Here is a 15,447-nt window from a genome sequence, read left to right on the forward strand (position 1 = left end):
GTGGTATACCTATAAGAGTAAAATAGAAAATATATTAGCTAAGACAAGGAACATAATACTCCTCCATAAAGTAAATAAATAAGCCTTAGATAAATATCTAAGGCAAAAGCACGTAATCTAAATCGGAATAACTTTTTTTAATAACAGCATCATTTTCTATTTCAGTCACCTGGGAGTGCAGAAAGAAGTTACCCTTCCTCGTTTTCCAAATAAATAAATCCACCGTCAATCAAATTTTGTAAATACTCATCAAAGCTGTCGGCAACCACTTCATATTCATCAGGGTCGTGGATAAAGCGAATGATTTGACCGGATACACCTTTATCGGAAGGGTTGAAATCAATATAGAGTCTTGACGATCCGCCATTGTTCATACAGTCTGAAAAATGAAGATATTTCCCTGGGAGAAGTCCTTCCTGATTTATCTTAGGATCAACAGCTTCCTCGTCATCTTGATATTCTAAAAGATAGGAGATATCCTCTTCCTCTTTAGAACTTTCAAGCATTTGCTGTGTAGACAGTAAATAATATGGGTACGTATCTTCTTCAACACCTGAGCCTAAAATACAAACGGCAATTTTGTTATCTCCATATTTCCGCCAATATGTACCATCGATATTTTCAAGTAGACAGATAAGTGATTCGGGGCAATTTGGATATTGTGCTCTTAGTGTAGCAATATCCTCTTTAGTAGCACCGCACGCTTTATTTAGTTCCTTGAGTTCATCTGTGGATAATGCTGATCTCAAGCCTTTTAAAAAATCGTTTATTAAATCCATATTTCTTCCTCCAAATAAAAATGTGAAATTTTTATGTTAGGCTATCTGTCTATTAGTACATCTTATTCATAGTTTCTGGCTCTAAAGGTTCACCTGATCTCATCAATAACATAATAGACCATAACAATAAAAGCAGATAATAATAGGGCGCTCTGTAAGGGATTTTCAACTTGCTACGAAAGTAGAGTAATAATGATAGATTGGGATAGGAAAATGTTAATCCAATAATTCCAAAACAATTAATGGGTTAAAAATCAGATAAATACCTACGAGTGTTAACACAAGTATAAAAACGATTATCACTTTACTTTTCATTTCCTTACACCCCATTTTTAGTTAATCAACCTAAACTCCACTCCAACTCTATTCTACCATAAAAATCCAATATTCTTTCTCTACTATTCTACAACATGAATACGATAAGTCGTTCAACAAAAAAGGGCATTAATCCTTATTCGATCAATGCCCCACCTTGAAATCTCTTATTAAAAACCCTTGTTATAGCATAGTCATCCCGAAGTGATTCATGTCTCGAGGTCATGAATCTGAAACAACTGCTTCCTTTTTTCGTTCTTTGACTTTTTGGGTACTAAGGACAAAACTAAGAATTGCTGCAATGCTACAAACATACGGAAGGGAAGGATATCCCCATTTCGTTATGACATAACCACCAATCATTGAGCCAATCGTAATACCGATATACAAAGCCGTGTTATTCCACGCCATAACAATTCCTCGTTCGTTTGAATATTCGACCGCTAATCTTGCTTGGTATGATGTAAATCCTGCATATCCGACCAAAGCCCATAGGAACAAGAAGAAATAAATCCAATCACCAGATGAGAAGAATATCCCTAAACAAACGAGTATTAAAATCAAGAAAATGAGCGTAACCTTCGATATATTCCTTTCTCCAAATCGATCTGTTAACTGTCCACTGATAAGACTGCCTAACACAGCTCCGATACCATAAAAAGTAATAGCTAATGCGATTTGTGTTGCTGAAAATCGATTTTCATAATAAAGTGAGGCACCTAAGTATACATAAAGAGCATACATTGAAATCGCCCAAAAGGTTGTCACACTTACCGAGCCTAGTATTCTTAGCAGATTTCCTGCTAATAGATTCCTCGTTAAATCATTTTTAGAAGCATATTTCCACGTGTTGAAATTTACGATCGCCAATATAGCTCCTATCATAGCCATAACAACAAAAACTGAACGCCAACCTAGAAAATGCTCTAATAACGTACCGAATGGCGCTCCTGCCCAAAGAGCTGTTAAGTGCCCTGAAACAACAATTGAAAGCCATGTCCCTGTCCGATTTGCTGGTGCAATATCTCCAATGATTGCGTATATCAAAGGAGTAATGGAAGCAACGGATAAACCAGCTAAAATACGACTAACAATTAACCAAAAAAATGAAGGAGCAAAAGCAGTTAGTATGTTAGACATGACGAACAACAATAAGCCAAATGTAATCATTGCTCTCCGTCCATTTTTATCCGAAAGCCACCCAAAGAAAGGAGCGAACAAAGCATATGTGACCGCAAAAACTGTTACCATCCATCCAGTCATCGCTGAACTAACATTATAGGCTTCCGAGATGAACGGTAGTAACGGTGATACAACAAATAAGTCAATCCCCATTAAAAACAAAGTTATCCACCCAACACTTAAACATACCCACCCTTTGAACTTCATTACATCCCCCATTTACAATTATTGTTACATGTATATTCTTTAGAGGAATAAAAAGGGACTTTTGCTTAAGTAAACTACTTTTGAAAAAAGTCACCTATTTAGCAGCTGACTTAAAATTACTATGAAAAAATGTGTTATTGAAAATAAATAATTATTCAACTATGTGCCAATCTTAAAAATCTTACTTGCATTTAATGATGATATTTTGTACTCTGTTATATTACTCAAAATTTAAAGAGAAGGTGGATATATGAACAGTTTAGAAAGAGCAGCCTTACGAAAGCAGCAAGCGATGGAAATATTAAATGAATTACAATTAATAGAGAAATGGAATGCAGTAGGGAACTGTTTTATAGTCGGAGCAGCTGCTTATGATTTAATCGTAAAACCAGATATTGACTTGGAAACATTTTGTGAAGCGCCGAATCCTTCTGATATTATGAGTGAATTGTCATTGCTCACGCTAAATAAAAACGTAGTAGAACTTAAATATAGAGATTACACGGGTACAGATTTTAATGGTCATTATTTTAAACTGATTTATCAAGCAGGGGAAATCGAGTGGAATATTGATATGTGGTTGTTCTCAAATAAACGGAAGGGGGCACTTTCAAAAGAGTTAGTACCTTTTATGAAAGAAAATTTAACAGAAGATACAAGAAAAGCAATTCTAGATATTAAAGAAGCATTACTTCAGCTTAATGAAGAGTACTCATCAATCTTTATTTATCAAGCTGTATTAGAATTTGGCATTCGAAATATAGATAGCTTTCTACAATGGGCTAAACATCATAACACAACAGTTCCGTTTCATTGGAAACCTAAATCATTCGCAATGGATTCATAGTATTTCAAGAAGAAAAGACTGGTTAGTCATTTACCCCTTATTAAATTAATTTGTTAGCACTTTAAAAGGGAGGATGTTGAAGCAAATTTTATCATCGGCTCTTGCACTCATAACTTGGTACAATAGTTCACAATCTTTTGCAAAGCGTATCTTTAATTTCCCTATACATAAAAAAAGAATATCTGACGTTACCAAATAAGGTGTCTGATATTCTGAAAAAATTCCATTAATTATAAATTATTTTTCTCAGGCTTTTTAATGCACCACTCCATGCATTATTTGTTCAGCATCAAATTGATATTAGATAGATGTGATTCAGCTGGTTTAAATGTTGTGGAGTTTCTAAAAGCTGTAAATGAGAATCGTACAATTAAAAAGGACAGCGAAAACTCTTGTCAATTTCAGTGCCGTTTTAATTATCAATATATTAGGCCTTCTTTAACTAGAGGGGTAGGTTAGCTGAAGAAGTTTTTAAGTTTGGGTGCTTATATCTAAAAAAGGAGATGAGAATGTTCTAATCTCCTTTTTTATTAACCATTTTTTCTGCTATTAGGTTAAAATCTTTTTCGCTTATCTCTATATGACCATATCGAAAGGGATAACCCCAATGTTTTGCACTTTTAATAAATGACAGTTTGGAAATTAGTGGCTTAATGGGTGTTTCAATGCTAGGAATAAAATCAATATTTCTTCGGTAAGGTACAAAATTATTCCCTATATTCACCTGATAAACATCCTCATCAATAATTTTTCCAATAGCAGTAAATTTTTGATGAGGAGCACTTTCTCTGAAATTAACCTTAGGAGAGTAATAAATAATCCAATCACCCGTGCTCATTTTTCTTAAAGGCGCATGTTTGCCATGACAAAGCTGAGCAAATCCACCTTGAACTGCATTTAAAACATGATCACGTGAAGCAACACCAATCCAAAACCGTTTTTTATTCTGCATGAGAGTTAGCATCCACAGTTATCAGATGGATTAACATTTAGAGAATTCGAGACAGGAAAATCCATCTCTTTCCAAGCGGCTATTCCACCAGTCAACTCTTTTACTTTATAGCCACGTTCTAACAAAAAAGCTGCTACCTTAGCTGCTGTGTTACACCAGACATCCCAACAGTATACAATAATTTCCTTATCTTTCGGGATTTCATGTAAGCGTTCTTGTAGCTCTTGTTGAGGAATAATATAAGCATCCTTAATTGTTAAACTTCTTACATGCTCAGGACCGTTTCTTACATCAATTAAAAAGTATCTTTCTGGTTCGACTTGTGCCAATCTTAAATAATCCATAGGACTAACGGTTGCTTCCAAACGTGCATTAAAATAATCAAGTGCATTCATAAATAGGTTTCCTCCAGTTTTAAAGTGTACACCAAATTTTCACAAGAAACTCCTTCAGTAATTGTTTTTCGTGATTGCTTAAAGGGGTAAGTACTTCTAATTCCGTTTCAATTAGAAATTCCCAACGTGAATCTAATACTTGAGTCCCTTTTGATGTTATTAAAAGACTATAGGATCTTCTGTCATTTGGATTCCTTGTTCTCTCTACAAATCCTAAAGCTTCTAGGTGATCAATATGGCTTACCATTGTCGTCCGATCAATTTGTAGATTTTCGGAAATATCCTTTTGTGAAGAATAAGGGTTTCCGCTAATAAATAAAAGGACTCCATATTGTCTAGCATTAATCTTATAAGGAGCTAGTCCCTCAGCAAACTTAGCTTCCATTTGTTGAAGAACTTTTCCAAGCAAAAATCCATAAGATTGATTCCATTTTTCCAAATAAATAATCACCTCGGTATATAATCAGTTAAGTATATAATCAGTTTAACTGATTATTTTTTAGAATTCAAGTACTTATTCAATATCAGTATTGAAATACAGTATCTTTAATTGCAGGTGTTTCCTTAAATTGGAGTTTTTATATTGCAGCATTCCTGTAGAAATAGAAGTGTGAAAGGACAACTTTGTGAATAAATGTATTTAAACTATCGGGTGCGATACTTCACTAAAAAGGTATCGCATTTCTTATTGAGCTAAAGGTGTAGGTTAGTGAAAGAAGGAAATCTAGTTTTCCCATAGAAATATAAACGCTTAGTATATAAATTGTTTAAAAAATTTATTAACAGGGGTGAGTGTTTGAATAAAACACTAATAAAACAGATTCCTTTAATAAGCAATTGTAAAGAAGTGATTGAAATTAAAAAGGGGTTTTCCGCAGATGAAAAATTTCTAATACATATGCAAGACGGTAATAGCAAACTACTTCTTCGGATGTTTCATTTAGAAGAGTTGGAATTAAAGAAGACCGAATACTCGATTTTGGAAAGGATGCAGGATTATCAAGTTACTTGTTCACAGCCCCTTTCAATTGGTGTGGTAGGAAATCGAGGGTATTTGCTCACATCATACATAGAGGGGAAGGATGCCGAGGATGAAATCTCAAAATACTCGGAGCAAGACCAATTTACTATTGGGATTGAGGCGGGAAAAGAATTAAGAAAGATGCATCAATTATCTGCTCCAGAACATATTTCTTCATGGTATTCAAGGAAAGTTGAAAAGCATAAAAAATATATAGATGCATACTTAGCATGCGAGGTAAAGGTTAAAAATGACGATAAAATAATGAAATTTATTGATGAGAATATCCACCTCATGAAACAACGACCAAACTTATTTCAACACGATGATTTTACCCTTGGAAACATTATTGTGAATAATAAAAAGTTTGCTGGAGTAATAGATTTTAACAGGTATGATTGGGGAGATCCTATTCATGAGTTTCTAAAGATTGGAATTTTCACCAGAGAAGTAAGTATTCCTTTTTCAAAGGGACAAATTAAAGGTTATTTTAATAAGAAAGAACCTGATGAACATTTTTGGAGATTGTATTCACTTTACCTCGCAATGTGCGTTTTCTCAACGGTTATATGGACGTTAAAAACGATTCCAACTAACATGAATGAGATGTTAGATAAAGTTTATATGTTTTTAGAAGATCATGATTACTTCAGCAGAATAAAACCTAAGTGGTATCTATAAAATGTATGTTGTATTTAAAGTAACTGGTGGTATGATTCCAAGAAGGATTAGCGCTTTTTAACATGGTTAGATAAAGTCGATCTCCACATATGGAAATCGGCTTTTTCATAGTTTCTAATGATAATTGATTTAAAGGACTTCTTATGGTTATTTCAAATCTTTTATATACCACGCATCCATAGCTGAATGGTCAGAACCTGATATTGGTTCATTTAAAAGTATGAATCCAAATTTTTCATATAATCTACATGCAGTTTTTAATTCATGTCTTGTTTCTAAGTAACACTTTGCATAATGTTTAGAGGCAAATGACAAAGCTGTTTCCATTAGCTTCTTGCCAAATCCTAAACCTTGTGTTTTTGTACTTAAGTATAACTTTTGCAATTCGCAAATTTTATCATGTTCGTTAAAGGGGGCTATGCCAATTCCACCAACAACCTCTCCTTCCATTTCTACTACCCAATAGTTCGCATGTTTTAAATTACTATAATATTGGTGAAGATCGTTAAGTTGAGGGTCATAATAAGCTGTCCCAGGAATCGCTAACCCAAGTGATTTTAAAGATTCTTGGATAATTTCTTTTATTTTTGCATTGTCTTCTTTTTTTATTTCTCGAATAATCATATACTATCTCCTTAAATAAGGTCTTAATAAAAGATTGTGAAAAACTCTTGAAAATAACATCTCTAAAATGCTGACTTAGTCAACATTTTAAAAGATACAGATATGTTAATGGTAAATGTGGACTAAGTCAACTAAGGAAAAGCACTGGTGTAAGGACATACTGAACAAAACACAAGTTGTAACGGGTTCTCTTCAAGGGTACAAAAGTGAAAAAACAGTCAATATCGAAAAATTTTAGCACCGACACTTTTAAAATCTCTCATAAAAAGTCGCCAATTGTAATCCGCTATTTCTCGTACTTTTCTAATAGATTACATAGACCTTAAAGTATACAATTATATAAATTATATTAGACACTATTGCAATTATTGATTTTACTAATGGTTTTTCCTTAAGTATTATTGATCCAATTCCTAACATAGCTCTAGCTCCCTCCGCCAAGTGATACCATAACTGGTAAGACTATATTGCCAAAAAGTACGATTTTAGCTTATATTTCCAACACCCATCAACAGAACTCGTTAATGGATTTAAAAGTCTTCGTCAACACTCGGATGGCGTATCTAAGGTGTTTGCAGATGCGAATAAGGATTTTTCTAAATATCATTTCTACTTACTATAAAAAGACCTCTGTTATTTTAACAAAAGACACCGAATTTTTAATTTATTACTCATAATAATATAACTATAATCAAATGGAGGATGAATGGTTCAATGAAAGGTTAATGTTGAAGTATGATTTTCCGTATGAGGGGATGAGGGAATTTTTATGAAGATAAAAAATTGGGAGGATATAAAGGAAAGTTCTTTTGCCATTGAATTTAAGGAAGACAAATACATTCGTTCAATATCGCATAACGATGACCCATATAAGATGAATTGGGTAGAAGGAACACAACTTTGGGGAACGATTAAAGCACCGAAAGGAATCGATACAACGGTAATTCGTAGTTTAACTGAACGTCACACGTTAAAAGAGGTTTACAAGTTTACAAATAATACAGAGTTTGATATTTTTTCGAAGCAAGGGGATACCTCAATTTATACAACTTTTAATGATGATTATGATTCAGCAGATATTTGTACTGTGAATAAATGTCATGCTCATATATGGTGTGGTGGAGAAGTAAGTTATGTTATGGGGTTGAGAATGGGAGGGGAAGCCCCTCATTTAGGATTAATCTTAACAAAAGGAAGCATAATTTCATATAGTGTTGAGCGTGATTTATCATTAATCAGTAATGATCGTGGAGACTTTTTATTACATGTAGCTCCGTTTCAATTAGCACCTGGAGAATCTTATATCATTGAATGGGAACTATTTTGGCATAAAGGAAAAAAAGACTTTTATAATATCCTTCTAACTTATCCCAACTATATACACATACAAGCTGAAAATTACACTGTATTTGAACATGAAGAAATCAATGTAGATATAACTTTCCATAAAAATCTAATAAACCATGAAGTTTACATTTCTAGAGACGGAAAGCCAATTGAATTTAAGAAAGAAAAAAATATGGTGAAAATTAGAGAAGATAATTTGCTCCCTGGAGAGTATTGCTATTCTGTAAGAATAGGTGGAGTTACAACGGAAGCAAAGATTCTTGTTCTCCCTGATATAAAAAAACTTACACAAAGTAGAGCTGAATTTATTGTAAATAAGCAACAGTACCATAAAAGTAATAGCCATCTAGATGGTGCCTACCTAATCTATGATAATGAAGATCATCAAATATATTACTCTCACTATCATGATCATAACGGGGGCAGAGAAAGATTTGGAATGGGAGTATTACTTGCTCGTTTTCTAAGAAACAATGAAAATGTGCAAATGGAAGAAAGCTTAAAAAAGTATATCAATTACATCAAAAGAGAGCTTTACGATGAAGAGACAGGTATGGTATTTAACGACATAAAAAGAAATAACGATATTCATCGGTTATATAATTATTCTTGGTTAGCTGTCCTATTTAAGGAGTTATATCTTACATGGAAGAGCGAAGAATTTTTAAGGGACATGTCTAAAGTATTATTGGCATACTATAAGCAAGGTGGAGCTAATTTTTATCCGATTGAGATGCCAATGTTTGAAATGCTTACCTTATTAGAAGAAGCCAAATTAAACACTGAAAGACAGAAAATTTTTAGTTACTTTAAAGAGCATGTGAATACTATAAATCGTTATGGTATTCGTTATCCCAAATCAGAAGTGAACTTTGAACAGAGCATTGTAGCTCCTGCTGCAAATCTTTTACTAGAAATGTATAAATTAACGGATGATCATAAGTTTCTTAATGAAGCAAAAAAACATGTGGAAATATTAGAACTTTTCAACGGTCTTCAACCAGACTATCACCTATATGAAACAGCAATAAGGCATTGGGATGGATACTGGTTTGGGAAAAATAGATTGTATGGTGACACTTTTCCACATTATTGGAGTGCTTATACGGGACGTGTCTATCAAAATTTAGCTGAAATAACTAACGATAGTGAATACTATAAAAAAGCAGAGGCTTCTCTACGAGGTGTATTAAATCTATTTTCACCAGATGGAAGTGCGTCGTGTGCAAAAATTACCCCATATACAGTGAATGGAATAAAAGGTGGGTTCTATGATCCATGGTCCAATGATCAAGATTGGGGCCTATATTTCATGTTTGACTATGTTGATTATTAGATAACAACTCCTTTAGAGGGGAAATTTTCAATCACAAGTTTATTAGAAATTGTACGAAAGTTGAATTAGAACCAAGAAAAAGGATTGGGGAATACCAATCCTTTTTTGTGAAGAAATGTACTTAAAATAAAGGGTAGCGATACATCAATAAAGAGGTATCGCATTTCTTATTGTACTAAAGGGGCAGGTTAATTAAAGAGGATTTTGTAAATTAATTCTTGAATTTTATAAATATGATAATAATTTTTTATAGGAGGTACTAAATGGGACGTTCTATTAGCCATGTGCAAATTCCAGTCAAGAATCTTGAGAAAGCAATTGATTGGTATGTAAATAATTTAGATTGTGAGTTTCTAGCGAATTTTGATGATTTTGCAATAGTAAGATTCAAAAGTGATGACGTAAATATTTTTATGTGGAAGACCTCTGATGAAACTCATGCGACATTTAATGTTAACGGACAGGCTTTTCCTACAATAGGTTTTCAAGTGGATGAAATGGATTCTCTATACAATATTTTGTTAAAATCTGGAACTGAATTAGGGGATGTCATTGAAGAAGATGGAAGGAAATTCTTAAAATTTTTCGATTTATATGGAAATATGCTTGTGGCACATACAGAATAATATTAAACCTATTTAGAGGAAATAGGAGGGTACAGACATGGAATTTAATTATAACAAATTTAGCAATGATTTATTTCAAGAACTAGTAACTGCACTTCAAAAAATAACAGAAGAGCATAAGGACCTTTACGCGTTCACCTTAAGCTGTTCCCGCGATGTACGGTCAATAGGAGTTATTGCAAATACAAAAACCTATTTAGCAAAAAACGCAGATGAACAGTCTGAGGACTATTGGTATTACAAATATTGTGAGAATGAATGGGAGATATTTGATACGTTCCACACGTTATCGAAAGATATGAGCATGTTCTTAGAAAGCGATCCTGATAAATTTACAAACCCAAATACATATTTCTTCACAGAAGAATTTGACGAGCATTTTGATAGAATCGTTGCTGCATGTGATGAAGTGATTTCTCGTCTTAGAGATTCTAAGGGCAAGCAAGAGCATCCTAACATTTTGTTGAATTTTAATGTTGAAGACTATTTCAATGGGGATGATCGAATCAAGCGATTTAAGATGCTTAATGGAAAAGAAGCGGCAAAGGAATATGAAGAGCATATTGAGGATTTTGTGTAATTGATAGAAAAAGGTGTTAGATGGAGATAAAGTTTGGTCGTTAAAAAAAGTTTGATCATTAATTTGTTAAAAAGAGATTGTGAAAAATACACTTAAAACGTCATTAGCTTTTATTCAACAATGGTGCCATTTAAAGGATTAAGAGGCAGTGTTATAACGAAATCTCCCAAATGCAAGCCAAACATTGAACATTGCGAAAACCATTAAAAGAAAAAATCCGACTAATACTAAATTCAAATTAGAATTTCAACTAATAGTACGGATTTTTCTTTGGATGAAAACCTTCTGTCACAGTCTTACGAAAGAAAGCTCATTCACTCGTATTTCCTTAAGACAATTGCTGCATTGTGACCCCCGAAACCGAATGAGTTAGACAGACCTGTATTTATTTTTGCTTGGCGAGCAATAGATGGGACATAATCAAGATCACATACTGGATCAGGATTTTCTAAGTTAATTGTTGGAGGAATGATACCTTCCTTTAAACTCATAGCTAAAGCAATTGCTTCAACTCCGCCTGCAGCGCCTAACATATGACCGAGCATAGATTTATTAGCTGTTACTGGTATTTGATAAGCCTGTTTACCAAATAGCTGCTTAATAGCCATTGTTTCGGAAATGTCTCCCACTTTTGTACTTGTTGCATGGGCACTAATAACATCAATTTCTTCTGGCGATATATTTGCGTTCTTTAAAGCGGCTCTCATTGCAAGATAGGCCCCTTTACCTTCCGGATGTGTAGCTACGATATGGTGTGCGTCTGAGCTTGCACCATATCCAATGACTTCTGCATAAATCTTTGCCTCTCTACGTAGAGCATGTGATAAAGGTTCTAAGATTAGAATTCCAGCTCCTTCTGACATGACAAATCCATCTCGGTTTTCATCAAATGGACGACTAGCTTTAGCTGGATTATCGTTTCTTGTTGATAATGCTGTTGCATTGCCAAAGCTTGCTAATGATAAGTCTGTTATAGCAGCCTCTGTTCCACCTGCGAACACGACATCAACTTCTCCAGAACGAATAAGTCTAAAGGCTTCACCAATAGCTGTATTTCCAATTGCACAAGCAGAAACGGGGGACAAAGAAGGTCCCATTGCGTTCCATTTGATACTAATGTGTGCTGCAGCAGCATTAGAGATCATGGCTGGTACTAGGGTAGGGCTAACTCTCCTTGACCCCTTCTGTCTGAGCACATCGATATTTTCAATTAATGTTTCAATTCCTCCTATTCCTGAACCTACATATACGCCTAATCTTTCTACATCGATATGATCGAGATTTAACTTTGAATCTATCCAAGCTTGTTCAGCTGCCGCCAGTGCAAATTGCGAAAAACGATCTAAGCGTCTAGCTTCGTTCTTTCCTAAAACCTTATCCGCATCAAAATCTTGGACGATACCGGCAATTTTAGTCTTATGATTCGTAACATCAAAGGTATCGATAGTGGATATACCAGATTCTCCGTTAATCAAATTGTTCCAAAATGTTTGGATGTTGTTTCCTATAGGAGACACGATCCCCATACCGGTAATCACAACTCTTTCCACTTTTCATCCCTCCATATGAATAATTAACTTGTATTTTACATTTCTTTTATCCTATTACAAGTGATAGTTTATCCTAGTATAATTACTAATAGGTTAAATTGATAAGGTGAGGGGTTTTAAAAATGAATGATAAAACGAGGCTTGAAGCTTTGTCGACATTCTTAAAAGCAAAGCGTGCCCAAATTAAGCCAGAGTCTGTTGGTTTACCTGCGGGATCGCGGAGAAGGACACCTGGATTACGAAGAGAAGAGGTTGCACAATTAGCCGGTGTGAGTACCACTTGGTATACATGGCTAGAACAAGGAAGAGATATCAAAGTTTCTTCAGTCGTACTTGATTGTATAACTCAAGCTCTTCAATTAAATAATGATGAGAGGGACTATTTATATGACCTTGCATTAGAAAAAAAGTCAGACATAACAAATCAAGTAAAGAATCAATCAGAGCTAAGCCCTTCTTTAAAGCGGATACTAACCGAATTAACATATTGTCCGACTATCATTACGGATCGACATTGCCATATAGTGGGCTGGAATTTGGCAGCTGCTCATGTTTTTTTAGATTTTGAACAAATACCAAAAGAGCAAAGAAACTTGATTCGTTTAGTGTTCTCGAGAAAGGAATTAAAAGCATTGGCCGTCAATTGGGAACATTTTGCGAAGGGTTTTCTTGCTATTTTCCGTACCTATTATGGACACTATTTAGGTGATGAATGGTACAACCAATTTATTAAAGAGATGAGTCATTCACATCCAGAATTTCAGGATTTATGGCAAGAAAGTCAAGTAAGTAAGGCTCCAGAAATGATCATTGAATTCAGACATTCTAGAGCAGGGAAAATGTTGTTTAATTTAACATCTCTTCAGGTTCAAGGTGATATGGATTTACGGTGCAGTATCTATACACCAGTAGAGGAAACTGATACAGAAAAAAAATTAAAGCGATTAATGAAGAGGGTTTCGGTTGAAAATGTATAAAATGATTCTGTTATTCAATGATAGAGCTCTTTAGTTCAATAAAAAATGAGCAAGCTTAATTATAAAAAATAGGTATGTAATCAAAAGAAACGTTATTTTGATCAATCTTTTTTCAAAATAACGTTTCTTTTATATGCTGTTTTTTAGGGGATTGAAGCCTTACTGTTGGGGGTTTTATCCATAATACGGGGACGGTTCGCTTGCTACCTTTTTTGAAACCCGAGTAAACCGTTCTATTTTCTATTCTAGTACTATCCACCTATTTCCTAATTGTGAATAATCATTTAATTTAAAGAAAGAATGGCAAATTTAGGAGGGCAATATGGGAAAAAAGAGTAGTTGGTTGGTCCTTATGTTTGCGACAATCTTTTTCTTATTCGGATGTCAGGGGAATCAGGAAAATAGTCGTACAGCTGTTAAGGATACAAATGAAGCAGATGAACAACCAAAAGAGGAATCGAAAACGAAAGAGGATGAAACGGATCCGACGAATATTCAATTAAGCGGAGAAGTCGTAAACGAAAATGGGAAGCTTGTCGTCAAAGGCAAAAGTAATTTAATGGAAGGGACAAAAGTAGAAGTTGATTGGCTTGATCGGCCATTCTCTGTACGGAATCCAATTTGTCTTGTTTGTGATAAGGAAGCTGTTGTCGATAAGAATGGGGATTTTACATATGAAATACCGACAGATTTAAAAAACTTTGGATATATTTTTGTAACGATTCAAGCCCTTCTTGGAGGAACAGGGCAGGCAGATGAGATTGTGGCTGTTTATGGTGAGCATGGGGAGAACTTGAAAGGTCCTTTTGTTTATAAGTATGAAATAGGTGCTGAGGAATATCAAAAGATTTATTCTTCCATTCTTGTCTTGCCTAGTGGAAAACAAACCGAGTATCCAATTGAAACACCAAAAAGGGAAAAGCCTCCAGAGGATTACGGAAGCTCGAAGGTATGGGTAGAGACAGAATTAACGAATGACCATTATTATTTCTATGTAAAAGGGAAATCAAACCTATTAGAGGGAACCGAATTGACAGCTACCTACTACTCTTCCGAGGACGCTGCTGTTGCTCAAAATTGGGTCAGTTCAACAGCTAATGTCGTAAGTGACGGGACGTTTTCATTACAGATTCCTTATGATAGCATCACAGAAAATGGCTATATCATGATTTCATCAAAACCGAATAATGGGCATATGTTGAAAACAAAAATGAAAGAAATTTACGGGGAGCATTTCGAAAAAATGAGCGGTGAGCAGGTCGTTCCAAATGAGGAGGATGGAAATGGGAAGATGATTGAAGTCGTCCTTCATCCGAAGCCGCCAACCGTTAAAGCTCCAGAGAAAACAAGCATTACCACTGATGGAGAAGAAACAAAAATTCAATTGCCTGATGACATTTTATTTGATCACGATCAAAGTGAATTGAAGCCTGATGCACAAAAAACAATGAATGAGCTTATTCAATCATTAGAAGCATTGAAGGCAAATACAGAGATTCAAATAAATGGGCATACCGATAATACAGGTGATGACCAATATAATCTAACATTATCAGAAAAAAGAGCAAAATCAGTCGAAGCCTATTTACAGCAAAGTGGCAAGGTTGACCATATTAAGATAAGCACTACAGGATATGGGGAAACTAAGCCGATCGCATTAAATGACTCGGAGGAAGGGAAAGCGAAAAACCGTCGAGTAGAGATTGTGATAAATCCAAAAGAGTAAAGGTAGGACGGTTCTTCTCATTCCATTTTGGGAGAGAGAACCGTTTGTGCTGTTTTGGAAGGTTGATAACGAATGATCTTATATTTTTTAGAGCCAGAAGTATCTGGTGGTCATGGTAAACAAACGATTTATGGAACAGAAGAAAATGTGCAAAAAGAAGGTATATCAGCGAAAGTAAAGTACTTGCATTATGAGTTTGAAGGATGGCTTGGTGATGATCTTATAGAGTCAACACCAGCCTTTATCGTTTCAAGCTATCTAGAATATGAACTAAAAAAGAGCGAATTTAAAGATTTTAAATT

At 34.6% G+C, this 15,447-nt stretch carries 14 protein-coding genes and 1 pseudogene; 8 read left to right on the plus strand and 7 right to left on the minus strand.

From position 1 onward, the window contains the following. Nucleotides 1–188 precede the first annotated feature (188 nt). Both HU235_RS20460 and HU235_RS20465 read right to left on the minus strand, forming a co-directional pair. Nucleotides 189–779, minus strand: a complete 591-nt coding sequence (locus HU235_RS20460; protein ID WP_174881421.1) for an SMI1/KNR4 family protein — start codon at nucleotides 777–779, stop codon at nucleotides 189–191. A 537-nt stretch (nucleotides 780–1,316) separates the two neighbouring features. Continuing rightward, entirely contained in the window at nucleotides 1,317–2,483 is a 1,167-nt protein-coding gene (locus HU235_RS20465) for an MFS transporter (protein WP_174881422.1), read from the minus strand. A gap of 250 nt (nucleotides 2,484–2,733) precedes the next feature. Here HU235_RS20465 and HU235_RS20470 point away from each other — a divergent pair, with 250 nt between their 5' ends. Continuing rightward, complete coding sequence (locus HU235_RS20470; RefSeq protein WP_174881423.1) at nucleotides 2,734–3,330, plus strand: hypothetical protein; 597 nt, start codon at nucleotides 2,734–2,736, stop codon at nucleotides 3,328–3,330. A gap of 514 nt (nucleotides 3,331–3,844) precedes the next feature. On the opposite strand, the gene HU235_RS20475 is transcribed toward HU235_RS20470, so the two are convergent. From HU235_RS20475 to HU235_RS20485, 3 genes are read right to left on the minus strand one after another with little or no spacing between them, the layout of a single operon-like run. After that, entirely contained in the window at nucleotides 3,845–4,282 is a 438-nt protein-coding gene (locus HU235_RS20475) for an EVE domain-containing protein (protein WP_145580384.1), read from the minus strand. Nucleotides 4,283–4,287: 5 nt separating this feature from the next. Further along, nucleotides 4,288–4,677, minus strand: coding sequence for a rhodanese-like domain-containing protein (locus HU235_RS20480; protein WP_145580382.1), 390 nt, complete (start codon nucleotides 4,675–4,677; stop codon nucleotides 4,288–4,290). A 19-nt stretch (nucleotides 4,678–4,696) separates the two neighbouring features. Beyond that, nucleotides 4,697–5,116 carry a MarR family winged helix-turn-helix transcriptional regulator gene (locus tag HU235_RS20485; protein ID WP_095303592.1) on the minus strand — a complete coding sequence of 140 codons (420 nt, stop codon included), beginning with the start codon at nucleotides 5,114–5,116 and terminating at the stop codon, nucleotides 4,697–4,699. Nucleotides 5,117–5,524: 408 nt separating this feature from the next. Here HU235_RS20485 and HU235_RS20490 point away from each other — a divergent pair, with 408 nt between their 5' ends. Further along, nucleotides 5,525–6,379 (plus strand): aminoglycoside phosphotransferase family protein, encoded by an 855-nt coding sequence (locus HU235_RS20490; protein ID WP_233452333.1) that lies wholly within the window; start codon nucleotides 5,525–5,527, stop codon nucleotides 6,377–6,379. A 147-nt stretch (nucleotides 6,380–6,526) separates the two neighbouring features. Here the strand turns inward: HU235_RS20490 and HU235_RS20495 are convergent, their stop codons facing one another. Then, complete coding sequence (locus HU235_RS20495) at nucleotides 6,527–7,003, minus strand: GNAT family N-acetyltransferase (RefSeq protein WP_174881425.1); 477 nt, start codon at nucleotides 7,001–7,003, stop codon at nucleotides 6,527–6,529. 769 nt (nucleotides 7,004–7,772) lie between these two features. On the opposite strand from HU235_RS20495, the gene HU235_RS20500 reads away from it, so the two are divergent. From HU235_RS20500 to HU235_RS20510, 3 genes are all read left to right on the plus strand, one after another. Next, nucleotides 7,773–9,686 (plus strand): hypothetical protein, encoded by a 1,914-nt coding sequence (locus tag HU235_RS20500; RefSeq protein ID WP_174881426.1) that lies wholly within the window; start codon nucleotides 7,773–7,775, stop codon nucleotides 9,684–9,686. Nucleotides 9,687–9,949: 263 nt separating this feature from the next. Next, nucleotides 9,950–10,312, plus strand: a complete 363-nt coding sequence (locus HU235_RS20505) for a VOC family protein (protein ID WP_174881427.1) — start codon at nucleotides 9,950–9,952, stop codon at nucleotides 10,310–10,312. 37 nt (nucleotides 10,313–10,349) lie between these two features. Then, the gene (locus HU235_RS20510) at nucleotides 10,350–10,892 is read left to right on the plus strand and encodes a DUF4303 domain-containing protein (protein WP_174881428.1); all 543 of its coding nucleotides are present in this window, start codon (nucleotides 10,350–10,352) and stop codon (nucleotides 10,890–10,892) included. A gap of 314 nt (nucleotides 10,893–11,206) precedes the next feature. Here the strand turns inward: HU235_RS20510 and fabF are convergent, their stop codons facing one another. Beyond that, the gene (gene fabF, locus HU235_RS20515; RefSeq protein ID WP_174881429.1) at nucleotides 11,207–12,442 is read right to left on the minus strand and encodes a beta-ketoacyl-ACP synthase II; all 1,236 of its coding nucleotides are present in this window, start codon (nucleotides 12,440–12,442) and stop codon (nucleotides 11,207–11,209) included. Between the two features lie 122 nt (nucleotides 12,443–12,564). Here fabF and HU235_RS20520 point away from each other — a divergent pair, with 122 nt between their 5' ends. The 3 genes and pseudogenes from HU235_RS20520 to HU235_RS20530 all read left to right on the plus strand — a co-directional run. Beyond that, nucleotides 12,565–13,419: a helix-turn-helix transcriptional regulator gene (locus HU235_RS20520; protein ID WP_174881430.1), complete on the plus strand. Its 855-nt coding sequence runs from the start codon at nucleotides 12,565–12,567 to the stop codon at nucleotides 13,417–13,419. 322 nt (nucleotides 13,420–13,741) lie between these two features. Next, nucleotides 13,742–15,145: an OmpA family protein gene (locus HU235_RS20525; RefSeq protein WP_174881431.1), complete on the plus strand. Its 1,404-nt coding sequence runs from the start codon at nucleotides 13,742–13,744 to the stop codon at nucleotides 15,143–15,145. A 72-nt stretch (nucleotides 15,146–15,217) separates the two neighbouring features. Further along, nucleotides 15,218–15,447, plus strand: a pseudogene (locus HU235_RS20530) (hypothetical protein); the annotation flags it as partial.

Source organism: Metabacillus niabensis, assembly GCF_902829255.1.
Taxonomy (GTDB): domain Bacteria; phylum Bacillota; class Bacilli; order Bacillales; family Bacillaceae; genus Metabacillus; species Metabacillus niabensis.

Coding starts and splice junctions, on each gene's coding strand:
- HU235_RS20460 (WP_174881421.1), bottom strand. CDS start 779: ATGGATTTAATAAACGATTTTTTAAAAGGCTTGAGATCAGCATTATCC.
- HU235_RS20465 (WP_174881422.1), bottom strand. CDS start 2,483: ATGAAGTTCAAAGGGTGGGTATGTTTAAGTGTTGGGTGGATAACTTTG.
- HU235_RS20470 (WP_174881423.1), top strand. CDS start 2,734: ATGAACAGTTTAGAAAGAGCAGCCTTACGAAAGCAGCAAGCGATGGAA.
- HU235_RS20475 (WP_145580384.1), bottom strand. CDS start 4,282: ATGCAGAATAAAAAACGGTTTTGGATTGGTGTTGCTTCACGTGATCAT.
- HU235_RS20480 (WP_145580382.1), bottom strand. CDS start 4,677: ATGAATGCACTTGATTATTTTAATGCACGTTTGGAAGCAACCGTTAGT.
- HU235_RS20495 (WP_174881425.1), bottom strand. CDS start 7,003: ATGATTATTCGAGAAATAAAAAAAGAAGACAATGCAAAAATAAAAGAA.
- HU235_RS20500 (WP_174881426.1), top strand. CDS start 7,773: ATGAAGATAAAAAATTGGGAGGATATAAAGGAAAGTTCTTTTGCCATT.
- HU235_RS20505 (WP_174881427.1), top strand. CDS start 9,950: ATGGGACGTTCTATTAGCCATGTGCAAATTCCAGTCAAGAATCTTGAG.
- HU235_RS20510 (WP_174881428.1), top strand. CDS start 10,350: ATGGAATTTAATTATAACAAATTTAGCAATGATTTATTTCAAGAACTA.
- HU235_RS20520 (WP_174881430.1), top strand. CDS start 12,565: ATGAATGATAAAACGAGGCTTGAAGCTTTGTCGACATTCTTAAAAGCA.
- HU235_RS20525 (WP_174881431.1), top strand. CDS start 13,742: ATGGGAAAAAAGAGTAGTTGGTTGGTCCTTATGTTTGCGACAATCTTT.